The organism is Phormidesmis sp. 146-12 (assembly GCF_052939495.1).
In genome coordinates this window covers 1-17,330 of record NZ_JBJPHS010000118.1, presented here as the reverse complement: position 1 = coordinate 17,330, position 17,330 = coordinate 1, and the positions used below count along the sequence as shown (strand labels likewise).

Genomic DNA, 17,330 nt, shown 5'->3' with positions numbered 1-17,330 from the left:
CATCAAACAGGGTAATCGGCGCGATGCCGTTGCGTCCACTCAGCAGCCCGTCCCAATATTCAGCCAGAGTATTGCCGATCGGGGTAATTGCCCCCAGACCCGTAACAACAACGCGCTTACTTACTAGATTTGTCATGATGTCCGTGATGAATGAAAGGGATGAAGGATGAGGGATGAGGGATGAATACAGTGAGTTCAACGAGTCAGTTCAACGGCTAATGATTGCCAGTCAACCAGCTTAAACAGTTAGAATCTGGGGTTGGCTCATCCTTCATCCTTCATCCCTCATCTTCCCCACTACGCTGATGCGGTGACCTTACTGTTGATGTAATTTACAGCCGATTGAACGGTAGCAATTTCTTCTGCGGCTTCATCGGGGATTTCGATGTCGAATTCCTCTTCGAGGGCCATGACCAATTCAACTGTGTCTAGAGAGTCTGCACCTAGGTCATTGGCAAAGCTGGCTTGAGGAACAACGGCGCTGGTTTCGACACCGAGTTGATCTGCCACGATTTTCTGTACTTTCTCGAAAATTTCAGTCTCGCTCATATATCTTCCTCACTGGCTGCCGCCGCAACCAATCGCTAATCAAGTGGATTTAACCCCCTCATAATGCCTTATAAAGGACACCATGATTTCGAGCATTTTTTCATCTTATCGGAAAGCGCGATCGTTAGATCTGGACGCTGGACTTTAGACTTTAGACGCTGAACTTTGAGCTTTGAGCCAAAAATCTTGTCCGAAAGTCTCCCTGAATTGGCAGATTGGGGGGCAGAAGCACTGAACATTGGAGCGAATAGCTTTCATCCCCCAAATTCACGCCAGTTCAACGTCTCTGGTTTAATGTCTCCGGCCTAACCTCTTCCGTCTTTGCCGCCTTCGTCGCGCTAACTTAGAGACTTGGAATCAGACGTTGTTGACGTGAATCTTCTCCATGCCTTCTCAAACTCTCAGATACGCCTACTTTCCTGGCTGTGTTGCTCAGGGAGCCTGCCGAGAATTAGATCAATCCACTAAGGCGCTGTCGCGATCGCTCGGTATCGAATTGGTCGAACTCAAAAAAGCTTCCTGCTGCGGTTCTGGCACATTCAAGGAAGATTCTCAGCTACTCGAAGATACGGTGAATGCTCGAAATATTGCGTTAGCCGAACAGTTAAAGTTGCCGTTATTGACGCATTGCAGCACTTGTCAAGGGGTGATCGGGCACGTCGATGATCGGCTAAAATCTGCCCAAACCGAGAATCCTGATTATGTAGAGCAGGTGAATGGCTTTCTCAAAAAAGAAGGCTGCTCTCCGTATCAAGGCTCAACCGACGTGAAACATTTGCTGTGGGCGTTGGTAGGCGACTATGGGCTGGAGGCGATCGCTCAAAAAGTCACTCGCAAACTTTCTCATCTCAACTGTGCTGCCTTTTATGGCTGTTATCTGCTGCGCGGACAGGATCATATTCCGTTTGACGATCCGTTTAACCCGCAGTCAATGGAGAATGTTTTTCGATCGCTGGGCGCAACTCCGATTCTTTACCGGGGGCGGACTCAGTGCTGTGGATGGCCGCTGTCGAGCTATGCGCCTGAACAGTCCTTCAAAATGGCGGGAACACACATTCAAGAAGCGATCGCCAAGGGTGCTGATTGTATGGTTACGCCGTGCCCGCTCTGTCATTTGAATCTCGATTCTCGTCAGCCCGAAGTCGAAAAAGTGATCGGTCAAAAACTCGGCTTACCTGTGCTGCATTTGTCTCAACTGGTGGCGCTGGCCTTGGGCGTGAGTCCGGAGGAATTGGGACTCGATCGACATATCGTTTCAACTCGTCCTGTTTTAGAAAAGTTAGGACTTTGAAGGGCTGAGGGTTAAAAGTTCACTCCAAATTATTCTGAACTTCTATTCTCTAAAAGGAATCCCCTTTCTCAGGTGAAAATGAACGACAATGAAGATGGTTTCCTCAAGCGACGTATAAATTAGGATGCGAAGATCGGCGTTGCTGATTGGAGGGATGACTCTGTGGGAAGTGTCCAGCTTTTCGCCCCCTAAATCCCCCAAAATTGGGGAACTTTGAACGTTGAAGTTCCCTGCGCTTTGGGGCAATTATCCCCTGATTCGGCAACGCTCGAAGATTTTGTCTGGAAGTCTCCCAGAATTGGGATAGAAGCTTGACATCAAAGCCAAAGAACTTCATTCAATTTGCGTCAAATCACGATTCAAAACTAACTGCTCGATCGCCCCTTCACAGCCCCTTCACAAAGGATGCATTCTCCATGCCCAAGATCACGGCTCAAGGCAAAACGATCGCCTGTGAAACGGGTGCTAACTTGCGCCAAGTCCTGCTAGACAATGGAATCGACCTCTACAACGGCCCAGCCTCCATCATTAACTGTCATGGATTGGGCACCTGTGGCACCTGCTCTGTTGCAATTTCGGGCACCGTCTCAGCAATGGAATGGCGAGAAAAAGCGAGACTTTCGGTGTTTCCTCACTCAGTCGATCGAGCGCGGCGGCTTGCTTGTCAAGTACAAGTGCTAGATGATATCCAAGTAACAAAGTTTGACGAATTTTGGGGACAGGGCGATCGGACAAGTTGGACATCTCAAGGCTGATCAACCGCTTGCCCTCTGCCTTGCGAAAAATGGCTTCTACCCTGGGTGCCACGTTCTTATCTTAAAACTTGGGTAACTTGAAAACAGACCACGAACTTAAAGGGCATTTGGAGCTATGAACTCTTCTGGCAGAATCGTTGGGGGATTGCTAATCGCGATCGCCACCGCTTGGATCTTGAGCATTGCAGGGGTTTTCCCGTTTAACACGCGCACAACTAATCAGCTAGCGACGACCAATCGCGATCGCACCCCCGTCTCTGATGCAAATGCCCAGCGCCCAAATACTCAGGCTAACCAGCAGTCAAACCAGGGGACTGGGACGGCTCCCCTTAATACCCAACAACCTACCACCAGCGCTCAGGCAGACAACGCCAATCAGGGGACTGGAACCACGGTGCCTTTTGACGCTAACAATCCCAATAGCACCGACCCCAACGCTACGGGAACCACTGGGGGAACTGCTTCTCAAACGTCTCCCCCGATCCCGGCTGGCTGGTAGCAACGCATGAAGATTTGTGACGTTGGGGTGGTGGGCGGTGGCATTGTCAGTCTGGCGATCGCGCTCGAACTCAGACAAAAAGGCGCATCCGTAACGATACTTTGTCGAGATGTTGCCCAGGCTGCTACTCAAGCCGCCGCTGGAATGCTTGCCCCTCAAGCCGAAGCCCTTCCTCCTGGCCCAATGTTGGATTTGTGTTTGAGAAGTCGATCGCTCTACACTGACTGGACTCAAAAGCTAGAAGCTGTATCAGGTGTCAATTCTGGTTACTGGCCCTGCGGAATTTTGGCACCCGTTTATAAACCGCAGCGTTCTTCTCTCTATTGGCTTGATGGCGAAATTCACCAACATCAATCGGGTCTGAGTGCAGAAGTGGTAGGCGGTTGGTGGTTTCCTGAAGATGGGCAGGTGGATAATCGATCGCTGGCTAATGCTCTGTGGGTGGCAGTTCAAGAATTGGGGGTGGAGATCAAGACGGGCGTAACGGTGGAGAAGCTGGTTTGTGAAGGCGATCGAGTGACTCATCTTCAAACCTCCCAAGGCGGCTGGCAAGCCAAGCACTACATTCTGGCGACTGGGGCCTGGTCACAAGATTTGCTGTCGATTCCGGTTTCGCCCAAAAAGGGACAAATGCTGTCGGTACAGGTGCCTGACTTGAAGGATGGACTTCCGCTTCAGACGGTTCTCTATGGGTCAGAGGTCTACATTGTGCCGCGTCATGATGGGCGGATTGTGATTGGAGCCACGAGTGAGGATGTTGGCTTTATGTCTGGTAATACGCCATTAGGGATTCAAACGCTCCTCTCGGCGGCTATTCGGCTTTACCCTCAGCTACAAGACTTTCCGATTCAAGAATTTTGGTGGGGGTTTCGACCTGCGACACCGGACGAGTTACCTATTTTGGGAGACAGTCCCTTTCAAAATTTAACCCTGGCGACTGGACACTACCGCAACGGAATTTTATTGGCTCCAATTACGGGGGCGCTGATCGCAGAATTCGTTCTCAATCAAAAATCAGACCCGTTGTTGCAGCCTTTTCATTGGTCGAGATTTAGACATATTTAGGATCGTGAATTAAACAACCTGTAGTTCTCGCGGTTTCGCTTCGTTTGATTCGGCTTCTGCCCCCTAAATCCCCCAAATTTGGGGGACTTTGAACCGCGAAACTGCCTTAAATTCTAGAATTTCTGCTTTCTCAAAGTCCCCCAGAATGGGGGATTTAGGGGGCGAAGTCGCTTGGCAAAAAACGACCTTATTTAATTCGCGATCCTTAGTAGACGTTGGTAGACATCAGTCTCCAAAGTTCTGAAAACTTCAAGAATTGCCTACTGTTCTCAAGTCAGTGACATTTATTCAAAGCCCGCGCTACTGTAGTCGTTGCTTAGGTTTTTGTGGAGCAAGATGCTGTGGCTTATCGCAATCCTTCCCCGGCGGTTGACATGATTATTGAGATGGTCGATCGCCCCCATCGCCCGATCGTTTTGATCGAACGTCTCAACATTCCCTACGGTTGGTCACTTCCGGGAGGATTTATTGACTATGGCGAATCCGCCGAAGCGGCCGCTCGTCGAGAAGCGCTAGAAGAAGTCGGACTGGAGATTACCCTCGTCGAACAGTTTCACGTTTATTCTGATCCGAGTCGAGATGTCCGTCAGCATACGTTAAGTGTGGTTTACCTTGCGACGGCGACGGGTGAACCTAAAGCAGGCGACGATGCCAAAAACTCTAAAATTACCGAGATTTGGGAAATTCCTACCAATCTTTGCTTTGATCACGATCGCATTCTCAATGAATATTTGCAGTACCGTCACTATGGCATTCGTCCGCGCTTGTGACCTGTCGATGGTGCGTCTATGAATTGTTAAAAAGACCGCGATGAATACAGACTGATCCGCGATCGCAAGCTACGATTCACGTAGAAACGTTTGATGAATTCGTGACCACTCCAGCTAGAGGATTTTGAGATGTCAAAAGTCTACAGCACCGAGGAGTTAATCAAAATCCTGGCAGAAGAGCGACGAGCCTGTATCAATGGGCAGCGCTTAAATTTGGCTGTTACCCCTTCGGGCATGAATCCTTTAATTGATCGCTTTGTTAAAGCCGACGGCATTCAAAAGTTTACGGCTTACAACGACTTTCGCAAGACGGTTCATTGCTATCAACGAGAACATCAAGTCTCTGGCATCGTCTGGCAACATCTTTTGATTGAGGGAAAAGCCTTCCACTATCCCAAGATTGACGATCAGTTGATCAGCTTGAGTGAAGATTTGCAGACGCTCAAAGCCGCTAAGTCCTCGATCGTCGATTTTTGGCGAGAAACCACGGTTGGGATGGATTTCTACTTGAGCATGAACACTGGAAAGTTTTATCAACCTGTCACCCACGATGATATTGAGCGAATTTTGCAGCGATCGGAGTGGGCGACCCTCAGCCATCAAGGGCGATCGGACGCTTTAGAAGTGATTTTGCAGCTTGGCTGGGGCAGACCCGAAGAAGCTCTTTATCGTCGAGGCTTTCCTGAGTCGGGGAGTGAGTCGATTCATGCGGTGCGAGTGGGGAGAGTGCCAATCGGGTAGGGATGAGGGATGAGGGATGAAGAGAGAGCAAAAATTGTTCAGTTCAAAGCTCAAGAATTCAAAGCTCAAGAATTCAAAACTCAAGCGTTAACTTCTTCATTGCTTCTGACGACTTATCGGTATTCGTTGGAGCGATCGTGGAGTGATGCGCCTCGTGTTGGGTTTATTATGCTCAATCCCAATCGGGCGGATGAAGTGAGCGATGATCCTACAATTCGACGCTGTATTGGGTTTGCGAAGTCTTGGGGCTATGGAGGGCTAGAAGTCGCAAATCTGTTTGCTTATCGGGCAAAAACGCCTGACTTACTCAAGCAAGCAGACGATCCGATTGGCAAAGAGAACGATCGCTCTATTCTCAGATTGACGAAACGAGTGGAAACGATCGTCCTGGCGTGGGGAAATTGGGGGATGCTGGGAGAGCGCGATCGTACGGTAATAAAATTGCTCGATTCACACCCAACGCTCTACTGTCTCGGCACCACAAAACTTGGACAACCGCGCCATCCGCTCTATCTCAAAAGCACTACGCTCCTAGTAAAATTTAGTTTGGCTTCTCATTAGTCTGCATCACCAGCTTTTTGAATAGCTGTCTCTATAGCAATCCTTAAATGAGTCATAAACAGATTTTTGTCGCTCTGTTCCAGTCCGCTTCGCCCCCTAAATCCCCCAGTCTGGGGGACTTTGAAATTGGGGAATGGGTCTTGAAATCTAGGAAGTCTCTCGGCTCAAAGTCCCCCAACTTTGGGGGATTTAGGGGGCATGATCAATTCTGCATTTCACGAGTGATTTGGGATTGCTATAGTTTTTTGTAGGGAATATTTAAGTAAAGTTGAACAACTCTCAAATAAGCGTCAATTAATTGCTGAAAACCTAAGAATTTGTAGGGTGAATACGGCTCACAATTCCTAAATTAATAACATTCAAGTAAGGTTAGCCAACGATTCTCTCTTTGAGTGAGTACATAAACTCCTTTCAAAGTTTCTATCTATAAATCACCCATTAGTCCAATTCACCAAATGTTTCAAACAGCTTTACCAACATCACATTAGAAAACAAAAAACCTTCAGGATCAGTAAACCGCAATCGTCCTCGATCGCTCTCTTGATGATTAACTACTACAGGCTGATTTTGACTTCCTAATATCTCTACCCATCCTATCTTTTGATAAGGCTGTAAACAAGTCCAGATTTTGTTGAATTGAGACTCACCAAACTGTTGAATCAAACTTGTAATACTCAAGCCCTCAGCCAGGCGTAGACCAACCATCAACGTATCTAGTAAAACCTCTGAAGAGCCTGGCACAATTGGATCTAAGCGATCGCGCTCACCTTTTTTACTCACCCATTCAAAATATTCACGAGTCTTACGGGGACGAGAAACTCGATCGCCCTGCAAATAACTTGTTGCCCCCATTCCAAAGCCATAAAACGATCGATTCTCCCAATAAACTCGATTGTGTTGACACTGATAGCCCGCTTGAGCATAGTTAGAAATCTCATAATGCTCGTAGCCATGAGCGGTGAGAATGTGTTGAGCGACCCGATACATTTCAGCGGCTGTTTCATCCGTGGGTAACGGCGTGGCACCGGGATGATAGTGCTTGCCAAAAGGAGTGATTGGTTCGATCGTCAAATCATAGACTGAGAGATGGTTGGGACTGAGAGCGATCGCTTTCTCTAGAGAATCTTGCCATTGAGCCATCGTTTGATGCGGCAATCCTGAAATCAAATCAAGGCTGAAATTCTCAATGTTTGCTTGATGAATGAGACCGATCGCAGCATAGACATCCTCAACAGAATGGGTGCGCCCACAAACGCTCAAAAGCTCTGACTGAAAGGCCTGCACTCCCAAACTGACTCGATTTACGCCGGACGATCGATAGCCCACAATTTGCTCAAAATCAAACGTACCCGGATCAACCTCCATTGAGATTTCAGCGTCGGTGGCGAGTCCAAACTGCTCATCAAGCGTCTCAAGAATCTGGCTCAACTGGCTCACAGACAGCAGTGAAGGAGTGCCGCCGCCAAAGAAAACAGTGTTTAAGGATTGCCCAAAGCCAGAAGTCAGCCGAATCTCTTGACACAAAACGTTAACATAGTGAGCGATCGTGCCTGAATTGTTGCCATTTAGCGTATCCCCAACTACCGAGATTGGAAAATCGCAGTAGAAACACCGCCGCCGACAAAAAGGAATATGCAGGTAAGCAGACCTGGGGATCATCAACTCCATAAGCTTTTTGATTAGCTCCGCTTTCGATCCTTTCTTAACGATTATCTCTATAAGCGAAAATGTTAATTTAATCTTAAAAAATTAGTGCTTACACTAAGCCAAAATATTGATTTTTGTGTCGCTAAGGATTCTCGCTTTGTAGGGTTAACCGCCCACGCAGAAAGGGATTAAGAGAAAAATTCTATAAGCGTATAAGATATACTATTCTCATAGCAATCTAACTAGATTTTAGCGTTCAGAACTCCTTCACAATCCTCATTTCAGAAGAGTCTCAAAAACTGCTTTTCAAATAGTATTTATTCAAAATCACTCATTCAAAATAAATTCAGTCCCCCACCTTTCAAGATTATGATTGATGCCATCATTCTTATTTCATTCATCCTAGCAGGAGCGGGGATCGGCTACCACGGCATTGAAGCGCTACCTGGTAGTGTTTTGCAGCAGGCAACCAACCCAGATGCCCTTCGCGTCGTTTTGGCGGGTTTTGGAGCCATGATCGGAATTGCGGTTGGGTTGGTCGCTCAGACTGGCTATCGGCGTGTTACTCGACAAATTCGCGAAATGCCTGCCCATGTTTTGTTGAGTCGATCGGTTGGCTTGGTGCTGGGCTTGCTGGTAGCCAATCTCTTGCTGGCTCCAATATTTCTGCTGCCCATTCCTCAAGAGTTCTCATTTATCAAGCCTCTGGCGGCTGTGGTAGGAAGTCTGATGTTTGCGGTCTCTGGCGTGTCATTGGCGGATGTGCATGGACGATCGCTGCTTCGATTAATTAATCCCAACAGTGTCGAAACGCTCTTGTTCTCAGAAGGTAGCCTCAGACCTTCGAGTACCAAAGTTTTAGATACAAGCTGCATCATTGACGGTCGGATTGCTTCTCTACTCGATACTGGCTTCTTAGAAGGGCAATTACTCGTTCCTCAGTTTGTGCTTCAAGAATTGCAGCAGGTCGCGGATGCTTCTAGCGATCAAAAGCGGGTTCGGGGGCGGCGTGGGTTAGATATTCTCAACCGTCTGCGCGAGGCTTATCCCGATCGCGTGATCATTCACTCTGCCGACTATGAAGAGATTTCGACCGTTGATGCAAAACTGGTGCGTCTGGTGCAAGACATCAATGGAACGCTGCTCACTACAGATTACAACCTGAATAAGGTGGCCAGCGTCCAGAGCGTCTCTGTGTTGAATGTGAACGATTTAACTCAAGCCGTTCGCCCTTCTTATCTGCCGGGAGACAGCCTGGATCTCAAAATTCTTCGAGAAGGCAAAGAACCTGCTCAAGGTATTGGCTATCTGGATGATGGGACGATGGTCGTCGTCGAAGAAGGTCGCGCTTATGTGGGTGGAGAACTGCAAGTCATTGTCACCAGTGCGCTACAAACTTCGGCAGGACGAATGATTTTTGCTCGACCCAAAGCCTCCGCGCTCGCTTAGTTAATGAAGCGGGTACGTCAAAAGGGTTGTCATTTCTGCATACAATCGGCTCCTGTCCTCTACCGTGTTCGACATGACGAGTCAGCCGAGTGGGTTTTTGTTTGTCGCAACTGCTGGGAGCGGATCAGCCACAACAATCCTTTCTATGTTTACGGCGGCACCTGGAAAGCTGAGAAGTAATACGCTCTTGAAGTGTTGTTTGCCTGAATGGAATGTCAACGGAATAACTGGATTTGATCGCTTCGTTGTTCAACGCCTCTGCCCCCAAGCTGCCAATTTTGGGCGACTTTAAGAGAAGAGTTTCGGTTCAAAGTTCACACTACTGAGGAGTGAGTAAAAAGTTCACACTACTGAGGAGTGAGTAAAATTAGCTGTTGTTGTTGAAGCGATCGCACGCCCGCCAATTCCAATGGCGCATCGGTGAGAAGGTCTGCGACCGATCGCTGATCTTGGTTGGCATCACAAGCCTGCATAAATTTAAACGCTTCGTCTGACAAATTCAAAATCTGGTAGTCGTAGTTAAACAAACACTTGCTCTCCCAACCTTCTATACAGGGGCTGCGTTCAGGAATGGCTTTGAGCAGCGCTTCATCGGCAGACCAATCGGCAAGCGGAAGTTCGCCTCTGGCTAAAAAGAATTCGTAATGAGTCACCGAGGAGGGGTCGAGCAGTTCGATTAGGCGGTATCGTTGGCGATCGCTCAGTCCTTCTGCCCGTCGCATTAAGTCAGGGTTTTTGGCGAGTAGGCGATCGAGCGTCCACTGGCGCGGATTAGAGAAGCCCAGAAATTTTAGCCCAGACGCATCAATTAGTTGAAACAGCGTCTCAATGTTGTAGTCAATTTCCTGGGGATGGACATACATATCGGCAAAACATTCGTCGCGTCGGTTTTCCATTGACCAGCGTTCTTGTTCTCGCTGCACCAGGCGATTGTTTTCGGGCAGCGTCTCAAAAATTTGACGACCAACCTGCACACCGTCTCGATAGTCACCTCGCTGGTTGCCCTGAAGAAGCGCGATCGCTTGCTGCATCAGGTTAATTTCCCAGCGCCCCAATTCGGCGTAGACAAAAATGTGCATCAGTCCGCCCGGAGCCAGTTTGGTCGCCAAAGACTGAATGCCGCGAATCGGGTCAGGCAAATGATGCAACACGCCCACGCAGTTGATCAGATCAAACTTTCCTGGAAGCTGGTTGGCCTCGTAGAGGCTGAGGTGATGAAATTTGACGCGATTGGCTCCCGATCGTTGACAGCGTTCTCTCGCAACGGCCAACGTCCCCGAACTCAAATCGATCCCCGTGACCTGTGCCTGCGGATTTAAGTGAACCAGATATTCAGTTCCCACGCCCGTCCCACAGCCTGCATCGAGAATGCGAATGTCTTGTCGCTGGGGCTTTCTCCCGGTACAAAAGTTGTAGGCGGCTGACCAATTCCAGCGCCAGTTATAGCCAGGCGGCGGCTCATCTAACAGCGGCTCAGGCGGAAAAGGATAAGTGTTATAGAGTGCGGCGACGGCAGCGCTAATTGATTGAGGATCTGACATGGCACAAAAACAGCGTTTGATCTCGTTGATCTAGTGTCTCACTCGATGGGGCGATCGCAAATTTTCAATTAATAGATTATTGCGGGATGTTGCAAATAGCGTTAAGTTATCTTAAGAAGTCTATCCCCAGAATGAGGTCAAAATGGAAGAACAAAAGCCTAAATTCGGATTTGTCCCGTTTGCTGAAACCTGGAACGGTCGTTTAGCAATGTTGGGACTTGCGATCGGTTTCGCGACCGAGTTTATGACAGGAAAGGGGATTCTAGAGCAACTGGGTTTGATGTAAGAATTTGACGTAGCATTCGCACGTAAAACAACGTTTTCATCAGAGTGAACGTCCTGGGGGTAATCTTTACGCTCCAGGCTTTTTTTATTTAACGTTCAACTAGCGTTGCGTGGGTTTAACAGAGTTCCTTCGCTTCGTTTTTGGAGCTTCTGCCCTCCAACTCCCCAATCTGAGGGACTTTCAGACAAGGTTGCCAATTCAAAGTCCCTCACTCGTGGGGATTTAGAGGGCATTCTGGATTGATCACTGAAGCGAAAATCTTGCCTTAAAACTCAACGCTCAAGGGCGCTCTGGGAAAGGGAATGACATCGCGAATATTGCCCATGCCCGTCATAAATTGTACTAAGCGCTCAAATCCCAGCCCAAACCCCGCATGAGGAACAGTGCCATATCGCCGCAGATCCAGATACCACCAGTAATCCTCGACGTTTAGCCCCTGCGCCTTGATGCGTCGCTCTAAAACATCCAGTCGCTCCTCGCGCTGAGAGCCACCGATGATTTCGCCAATTTTGGGAGCGAGAATATCCATCGCCCGGACGGTCTTTTCGTCGTCGCTCAGGCGCATATAAAACGCTTTAATCTGTGTGGGATAGTCTGTCACAATCACGGGCTTTTTGAATAACTCTTCTGCTAGACAGCGTTCGTGTTCAGATTGCAGATCCAGACCCCATTCAACCGGATACTCAAAGGGACGATCGCTCTTCGCTAATAGCGCCACCGCATCCGTGTAGGTTAATCGCTCAAACTGATTGCTGGTGATATTTTCGGCCGTTTGTAAAACAGAATTGTCAATGCGATCGTTAAAGAACTGCATGTCATCAGGACAATGCTCCAGCACATAGGAAAAAATGTATTTGAGAAATGCTTCTGCTAGATCCATATCGCCATCTAGATCGCAGAAAGCCATCTCAGGCTCGACCATCCAAAACTCTGCCAGGTGACGAGAGGTATTTGAGTTTTCTGCCCGAAACGTCGGCCCAAACGTATAAACGTTGCTAAAGGCCATGGCCATAATCTCAGCTTCTAACTGTCCGCTGACCGTCAGATAAGCAGGCTTGCCAAAGAAGTCTTTGCTGTAGTCAATCTTTTGATCGGGCGTTGTCGGAATTTTCTTCAAGTCCAGACTCGTCACCGCAAACATCTCACCCGCCCCTTCACAATCGCTGGCAGAAATGATCGGCGTATGAACCCAAAGAAATCCTCTTTCCTGAAAAAACTGGTGAATCGCTGCCGCGCAGGCATTCCGAACGCGAAAAACGGCTCCAAAGGTGTTGGTGCGCGATCGTAAGTGTCCAATGTCTCGCAAAAACTCAAACGAATGGCGCTTCTTTTGCAATGGATAGGTTTCGGGATCTGCCTCACCAAATACGGCTACCGAATCGGCTTTCACCTCAATGCGCTGCCCCTTGCCCGGAGACGGCACCAACACGCCAGACACCTCAACCGATGCGCCCGTACTGAGCCGTTTGACGATCGCGCCATAGTCCGGCACGCTCTCGTTGATTACCACTTGCAGCCCAGCCATCGACGAGCCATCATTCACTTCGATAAATGAAAAGCCTTTTTGCTCCCGCTTCGTCCGAACCCAGCCTTGAATCGTAACTGACTCATCGGGTTGACCACTGCGTAGAATTTCTGCAATCCGTCGTGTCATGGAGCAACTGGGGGTGTAGGGGGTGGCGCGTGGGAGGGAGTGGGGTTCTTTAGGGTGTAGAAGGCGAGTGACCAACCAACAAGGATGCCCAGTCCACAAAATCGAACGGCTTGCCAAAAGACTTCTTTAAAGCCCGCCCAAGAAAATAAACGGCTCTCCAGACTGACTTCGAGTTCTTCTAGCTGCTGCTCGATCTTCCGTAATTCTACTTGAAGCTCAGGCGATTTGCCTTGATCTAGCTGCGATCTCTTCGAGTTGCCCACAAGGGGTCGCTGCGTCTGTAGTGCTGCTTGAAGCTTTTGATCTCGCTGGATTTGAAGATGACGGTCTTTGAGTTCTTGCAGCGATCGCTCCACTGACTGGAGAGACTGCTCAAATTCCAGGTCAGATTCCAGATTAGAAGGCGACAAACGATCGGGATCTTGAGACGGCTCCATGCCAGCGTAGTAAAGTGAGAGTGGATTCATTTTACCCATCCCCAACGCGCTTATGACAGATTCTACGCTTCAAACGGCTGCATCAAGCAAGCTAGCTGAGTTCAGTCCTTTAGAGTTGGCACAAGCACTTTCCGAAAAGCTAACCATTACTGATCGCGACTGGCATCGACTTAAGAACGATCGCAAAGCCAGATCTCGTGAACAAATTGCAGTGGCCCTGGTGTTTCTTCTCAAAGATCAGCCAGAAGAAGCTCTATTAAGAGTGCAGCAGGCCAGTGGGTGGCTGGATCGATCGGTTTCTGCCCCCCCCTGCGAGAGCCACAAACACAAGTCCTAAAGTTAATTTTGATTACGTCTCGCTTTCAACTTGTCTTGAAAGCTCACTCTACAGTAGGCACTTTCTAACTGGACAGAGGACTGCACCACTGGACTGGGAGCCGGGGAGGAAGAAGTAACCGCAGAGGCGATCGGTTGACATAGCAGCGTTAACAGGCAAGAGCAACCCGCTAGAAGGAGTAGCTCTAATTTTTTCGTTTCCATTGTTTAATTCAGATGAGTGATCCCATTTGTCAGGGAGCCTGACGCTTTGCCAAGATAGCAAAAAATTGAGCGTATCTAACATCTGAAGCGGGGATCAAAGTGGTCACAACCTTCAGATACGTTGTCGCGCTGCTATCTTGACGAAAATAGGATGTACAAAGTTGCTTTCGAGAGAAATCACTCGATAGAGTTGACGCTTGACAGACGCAAAAAACAGTACTAGAGTACCAGAGGTTGTCTGACAGTTTTCTTAACCTGTTTACAAAGCCTTAATTCAGTTCCCTGATGGTTCCATTGGACTTCATCGAAAACCTGGTGAAGAATATAGAGTCCTCGACCACAATCCCCTTCTTCACAGGGCAATTTAGAACTTGTATCTTCCTGACTTTCAGGCGGCATAAAGCCAGTTCCCTGATCCGAAATTACCCACCAATAGTGATCCGAAACTGCCGAGAAATGAACCAAAACCTTTTTGCCAGGGTCAAGATTATTCCCGTGCTTGGCAGCATTTACCAACGCTTCTTGTAACCCTAGCCTGATCTCAGCCTGCCATTGACTGGGCACCTTTGAGAGCAAAAGATCCAGAATTGGAATCAGGTAGAGAGTGGAGGCAAAGCTAACTGTGTTCCAGTTGCGTCCAGTAGGACGAGGTGAAATAGCAATCACTCGGAAAACCCCGTAGCTTTCAAGTGGATAAGCGTACTCTTGTTAAGCAAGCGTGGTTTTAAAACGCACGGCTACATCCGACTTAATTCCAACTATCAATGTTCTTCACAGAAGAGTTTGTGATCTAGGGAAGTATTAAAAGGCTGTGACGCTCAAGGTCTGAGCAGTCCCACTCACAAAGATTTTTGACACCCCTAAAGCTGTCAGCTATCCCTGAGTAGCGGTTTATTTGTATCTCAACTATACCAAAGTGCTACTAGAAAAGCATCCCCCTGACTGCAATTTGCGGGAGTAATTGTCTTACAAATCGGCAGGTAACAAGGGCTACAGAACAGCCTAATGTCTATTTTTTCTGATAGAGAAGCTGCTCGATTCGGCGAAAGTCTCGTTCGACTTCACCCCAGAGCGATCGATTGTGGGGGTCAGTTCGCAGTGCTTTCTTTAAGTAAAGCCGAGCTTTGTCAAACTGTTTGTCTTGGATCAGGTGATGTCCCCAGCGCTGATAGGTGATGGCTTGCCATTGACGAATTTCGGGATCAGAGGGGAGCCGCTGGGCCAGTCCTTCGACAAGGGCGATCGCTCGTGGAAACCGCCGACTTCTCAAAAACTGCTGCAACTGCTCATAAGAAGTTTGCTTAAGCTGCTGGTCTATTAATGAATGATTGGGATTGGACTGGACGGGACTAGGCTTCTCTGCTTTGCGAGTGACTTTGATTTTGGGTTTAGTCGATTCTGAAGGCGGAGACGTTTTGGGTGAGTCATTCTCAATTCCAGGTGGACTGACTACGCCCAACAAAAATCGGTAAGCCTCGTTGACTTGAATGAACTTTTCTTGCGATCGGCGATCGCCAGGGTTGATATCTGGATGAAGCTGCCGGGCCAAGCGACGATAAGCGGCTTTGATGTCCTCATAAGAGGCTCCCGTTCTCAGTCCTAATAATCGATAGCAGTCTGCAATATTCATTAGATATGAAAAAAGCAGAATCACTTAGAATTCTGCCATGAAGTCAAAAATAATGCCAAAAGAGGAAGAGGGACGCAGTATTAACCGGAATGCATCTACGCTCAGTGCGTCCCTGTGTCAATTAAGTGTGACACCTGCTTAGGTTGCTCTTTAGCTGACCGATTCAATCACTTTGTCAATCAGACCATACTCTTTAGCGTCTGCGGCTGAGAGGAAGTAGTCACGATCGGTGTCTTTTTCAATTTTAGAGAGGGGCTGTCCGCTGCGATCTGACAGGATTGTGTTCAGGTGATGCCGAATTCTAAGGATTTCTTTGGCCTCGATTTCGATATCACTGGCTTGGCTGCGTCCCGTCCCGCCGAGGGGTTGGTGAATCATAATCCGAGCGTGGGGAAGTGCAAACCGTTTGCCTTTGGTTCCAGCGGCCAGCAGAAAGGCACCCATCGAAGCGGCAAGACCGACACAGATCGTTACGACATCTGATTTGATGTGCTGCATGGTGTCGTAGATCGCCATTCCCGCAGTCACCGACCCGCCGGGGGAGTTGATGTAGAGGGAGATAGGCTTACCGGGATCTTCGGAGTCGAGATAGAGCATGGAGGCGACGATCGCATTCGCAATCCCATCATCAACTTCCTGGCTAAGGAAAATAATTCGCTCTAAGCTAAGGCGCTGGTAGATGTCGATCCACTGTTCGTAGGAGCTACCAGGCAGGCGATAGGGAACTTTGGGAGTACCAATTGGCATAGTGACAAAGGGGTAAGGGGACTAGACAGAAGCGGGAATCTGTTTGGGCAGTTCTTTGGTGCTTTCAAGAACGCGATCGATCAGACCGTATTCCTTGGCAGTTTGAGGGGTGAAGTAGCGACGGCGATCGATGTCTTTCTCGATTTTTTCGGCGGGTTGCCCCGTGTTGCTGGACAAGATTTCGAGGAACTTATTGCGATCGTCCACGATTTTTTTGGCATCGATTTGAATATCGGTAGCCTGTCCGCGACTCTGCCCAAACTGTTGAGACAGTACAATTTCTGCATTTGGGAGACAGAATCGAAATCCCTTCGTGCCCGATGATAAAATCATTGCCGCCGTCCCAACTGCTTGCCCCAAACAAATCGTCTGAATGGGCGCTTTGATGTACTGCATGGTGTCGTAGATCGCCATACTCGCCACTAGAGAAGAAGTGCCCCCTGAGAGCCGTTCGCCCGGAGAGTTGATGTAGACGTAAATCGGCTTGGTCGCATCTTCAGAAGCGAGAGAGAGCAGCAAGGCCACCACAAAGTTAGCAAAGTTGTCGTCGATCTCTTCGTCGAGAAAAACGATGCGCTCAAATGCCATGCGGGTGTAGAGGTCAACCCACTGGACATATTGACTACCAGGGACGCGATAAGGAACTTGCATAATCCAGAAGCCTATGATGAAGCCAGAGCAGGAAGCGGGACAGGAAGCTGTTTCGTGCTTTCAAGGACGCGATCGATCAGTCCATATTCCTTCGCTTCATGAGGCGTGAGATAGAAGGTGCGATCGGTATCCTTAACAATCTTCTCAATGGACTGTCCAGTGTTCTTAGAGAGGATGTCTAGAATCGCCGCTCGATTTTCTAACACTTCTTTGGCGCGAATTTGAATATCCGTTGCCTGTCCTCTGGTGCCAGACTTGGGCTGGTTTAGCACGATCGTTGCATTGGGCAAACTGGCGCGACAGCCTTTAGTCCCCGCAGACAAGATCATCGCAGCCGTGCCGACGGCCTGACCGATACAAATCGTGTGAACGGGTGGCTTGATATAGCTCAAGGTGTCAGCCACGGCAAATGCTTCGGTTTCAAAGCCGATCGTTTCACCCTGCCAGGAGGTGCCCGTCGAGTTGATGTAGAAGAAAATTGGCTTTTCGGGATCGTCAAACTGAAGGTAAAGCAACT

The 17,330-nt window shown here is 48.7% G+C and carries 23 protein-coding genes; 11 read left to right on the top strand and 12 right to left on the bottom strand.

Annotation, left to right across the window (positions count from 1 at the left end):
• Both ACKFKF_RS29520 and acpP read right to left on the bottom strand, forming a co-directional pair.
• Window positions 1-136: beta-ketoacyl synthase N-terminal-like domain-containing protein (locus ACKFKF_RS29520; protein ID WP_446870943.1), on the bottom strand; the 136-nt coding region annotated here is incomplete at its 3' end.
• A 161-nt stretch (window positions 137-297) separates the two neighbouring features.
• On the bottom strand, window positions 298-549 hold the full coding sequence (acpP, locus tag ACKFKF_RS29515) for an acyl carrier protein (protein WP_446857089.1): 252 nt from the start codon (window positions 547-549) through the stop codon (window positions 298-300).
• Between the two features lie 385 nt (window positions 550-934).
• Here acpP and ACKFKF_RS29510 point away from each other — a divergent pair, with 385 nt between their 5' ends.
• The 7 genes from ACKFKF_RS29510 (at window position 935) to ACKFKF_RS29480 (ending at window position 6,231) form a co-directional block, all read left to right on the top strand.
• Window positions 935-1,840: a CoB--CoM heterodisulfide reductase iron-sulfur subunit B family protein gene (locus ACKFKF_RS29510; RefSeq protein ID WP_446857087.1), complete on the top strand. Its 906-nt coding sequence runs from the start codon at window positions 935-937 to the stop codon at window positions 1,838-1,840.
• 416 nt (window positions 1,841-2,256) lie between these two features.
• Window positions 2,257-2,595 (top strand): 2Fe-2S iron-sulfur cluster-binding protein, encoded by a 339-nt coding sequence (locus ACKFKF_RS29505; protein WP_446870942.1) that lies wholly within the window; start codon window positions 2,257-2,259, stop codon window positions 2,593-2,595.
• 115 nt (window positions 2,596-2,710) lie between these two features.
• The gene (locus ACKFKF_RS29500; protein ID WP_446870941.1) at window positions 2,711-3,094 is read left to right on the top strand and encodes a hypothetical protein; all 384 of its coding nucleotides are present in this window, start codon (window positions 2,711-2,713) and stop codon (window positions 3,092-3,094) included.
• A gap of 6 nt (window positions 3,095-3,100) precedes the next feature.
• Window positions 3,101-4,159, top strand: coding sequence for a glycine oxidase ThiO (thiO, locus tag ACKFKF_RS29495; protein ID WP_446870940.1), 1,059 nt, complete (start codon window positions 3,101-3,103; stop codon window positions 4,157-4,159).
• A 326-nt stretch (window positions 4,160-4,485) separates the two neighbouring features.
• The gene (locus ACKFKF_RS29490) at window positions 4,486-4,929 is read left to right on the top strand and encodes an NUDIX domain-containing protein (RefSeq protein WP_446870939.1); all 444 of its coding nucleotides are present in this window, start codon (window positions 4,486-4,488) and stop codon (window positions 4,927-4,929) included.
• Between the two features lie 129 nt (window positions 4,930-5,058).
• Window positions 5,059-5,670, top strand: coding sequence for a hypothetical protein (locus tag ACKFKF_RS29485; RefSeq protein WP_446870937.1), 612 nt, complete (start codon window positions 5,059-5,061; stop codon window positions 5,668-5,670).
• Window positions 5,671-5,679: 9 nt separating this feature from the next.
• Window positions 5,680-6,231, top strand: coding sequence for a DUF1643 domain-containing protein (locus ACKFKF_RS29480; protein ID WP_446870936.1), 552 nt, complete (start codon window positions 5,680-5,682; stop codon window positions 6,229-6,231).
• A gap of 438 nt (window positions 6,232-6,669) precedes the next feature.
• On the opposite strand, the gene hemW is transcribed toward ACKFKF_RS29480, so the two are convergent.
• A complete protein-coding gene (gene hemW, locus ACKFKF_RS29475; protein WP_446870935.1) occupies window positions 6,670-7,899 on the bottom strand; it encodes a radical SAM family heme chaperone HemW in 1,230 nt (409 codons plus the stop codon).
• Window positions 7,900-8,247: 348 nt separating this feature from the next.
• On the opposite strand from hemW, the gene ACKFKF_RS29470 reads away from it, so the two are divergent.
• Window positions 8,248-9,327 (top strand): PIN domain-containing protein, encoded by a 1,080-nt coding sequence (locus ACKFKF_RS29470; protein ID WP_446857079.1) that lies wholly within the window; start codon window positions 8,248-8,250, stop codon window positions 9,325-9,327.
• Between the two features lie 73 nt (window positions 9,328-9,400).
• A complete protein-coding gene (locus ACKFKF_RS29465; RefSeq protein WP_446870933.1) occupies window positions 9,401-9,619 on the top strand; it encodes a hypothetical protein in 219 nt (72 codons plus the stop codon).
• A gap of 55 nt (window positions 9,620-9,674) precedes the next feature.
• Here ACKFKF_RS29465 and ACKFKF_RS29460 read toward each other — a convergent pair whose 3' ends face one another.
• On the bottom strand, window positions 9,675-10,868 hold the full coding sequence (locus tag ACKFKF_RS29460) for a class I SAM-dependent methyltransferase (protein WP_446870932.1): 1,194 nt from the start codon (window positions 10,866-10,868) through the stop codon (window positions 9,675-9,677).
• A 142-nt stretch (window positions 10,869-11,010) separates the two neighbouring features.
• Between ACKFKF_RS29460 and ACKFKF_RS29455 the strand changes: the two genes are divergently transcribed.
• Window positions 11,011-11,154, top strand: a complete 144-nt coding sequence (locus ACKFKF_RS29455; RefSeq protein WP_446857077.1) for a high light inducible protein — start codon at window positions 11,011-11,013, stop codon at window positions 11,152-11,154.
• Window positions 11,155-11,419: 265 nt separating this feature from the next.
• On the opposite strand, the gene asnS is transcribed toward ACKFKF_RS29455, so the two are convergent.
• A complete protein-coding gene (gene asnS, locus ACKFKF_RS29450) occupies window positions 11,420-12,808 on the bottom strand; it encodes an asparagine--tRNA ligase (protein WP_446870931.1) in 1,389 nt (462 codons plus the stop codon).
• Window positions 12,805-13,275: a hypothetical protein gene (locus ACKFKF_RS29445; RefSeq protein WP_446857075.1), complete on the bottom strand. Its 471-nt coding sequence runs from the start codon at window positions 13,273-13,275 to the stop codon at window positions 12,805-12,807. The genes asnS and ACKFKF_RS29445 overlap by 4 nt, the downstream gene beginning before the upstream one ends.
• A 22-nt stretch (window positions 13,276-13,297) precedes the next feature.
• Here ACKFKF_RS29445 and ACKFKF_RS29440 point away from each other — a divergent pair, with 22 nt between their 5' ends.
• Window positions 13,298-13,582, top strand: coding sequence for a DUF6439 family protein (locus ACKFKF_RS29440; protein ID WP_446870930.1), 285 nt, complete (start codon window positions 13,298-13,300; stop codon window positions 13,580-13,582).
• A gap of 2 nt (window positions 13,583-13,584) precedes the next feature.
• Here ACKFKF_RS29440 and ACKFKF_RS29435 read toward each other — a convergent pair whose 3' ends face one another.
• The 6 genes from ACKFKF_RS29435 to ACKFKF_RS29410 form a co-directional block, all read right to left on the bottom strand.
• The gene (locus tag ACKFKF_RS29435; RefSeq protein WP_446870929.1) at window positions 13,585-13,785 is read right to left on the bottom strand and encodes a hypothetical protein; all 201 of its coding nucleotides are present in this window, start codon (window positions 13,783-13,785) and stop codon (window positions 13,585-13,587) included.
• A 219-nt stretch (window positions 13,786-14,004) separates the two neighbouring features.
• Window positions 14,005-14,451, bottom strand: coding sequence for an ATP-binding protein (locus tag ACKFKF_RS29430; RefSeq protein WP_446857072.1), 447 nt, complete (start codon window positions 14,449-14,451; stop codon window positions 14,005-14,007).
• 343 nt (window positions 14,452-14,794) lie between these two features.
• Window positions 14,795-15,415, bottom strand: coding sequence for a J domain-containing protein (locus tag ACKFKF_RS29425; protein ID WP_446870928.1), 621 nt, complete (start codon window positions 15,413-15,415; stop codon window positions 14,795-14,797).
• A gap of 150 nt (window positions 15,416-15,565) precedes the next feature.
• Window positions 15,566-16,162, bottom strand: coding sequence for an ATP-dependent Clp protease proteolytic subunit (locus ACKFKF_RS29420; RefSeq protein ID WP_446857070.1), 597 nt, complete (start codon window positions 16,160-16,162; stop codon window positions 15,566-15,568).
• Window positions 16,163-16,183: 21 nt separating this feature from the next.
• Complete coding sequence (locus ACKFKF_RS29415) at window positions 16,184-16,813, bottom strand: ATP-dependent Clp protease proteolytic subunit (protein WP_446870927.1); 630 nt, start codon at window positions 16,811-16,813, stop codon at window positions 16,184-16,186.
• 11 nt (window positions 16,814-16,824) lie between these two features.
• Window positions 16,825-17,330: ATP-dependent Clp protease proteolytic subunit (locus ACKFKF_RS29410; RefSeq protein WP_446870925.1), on the bottom strand; the 506-nt coding region annotated here is incomplete at its 5' end.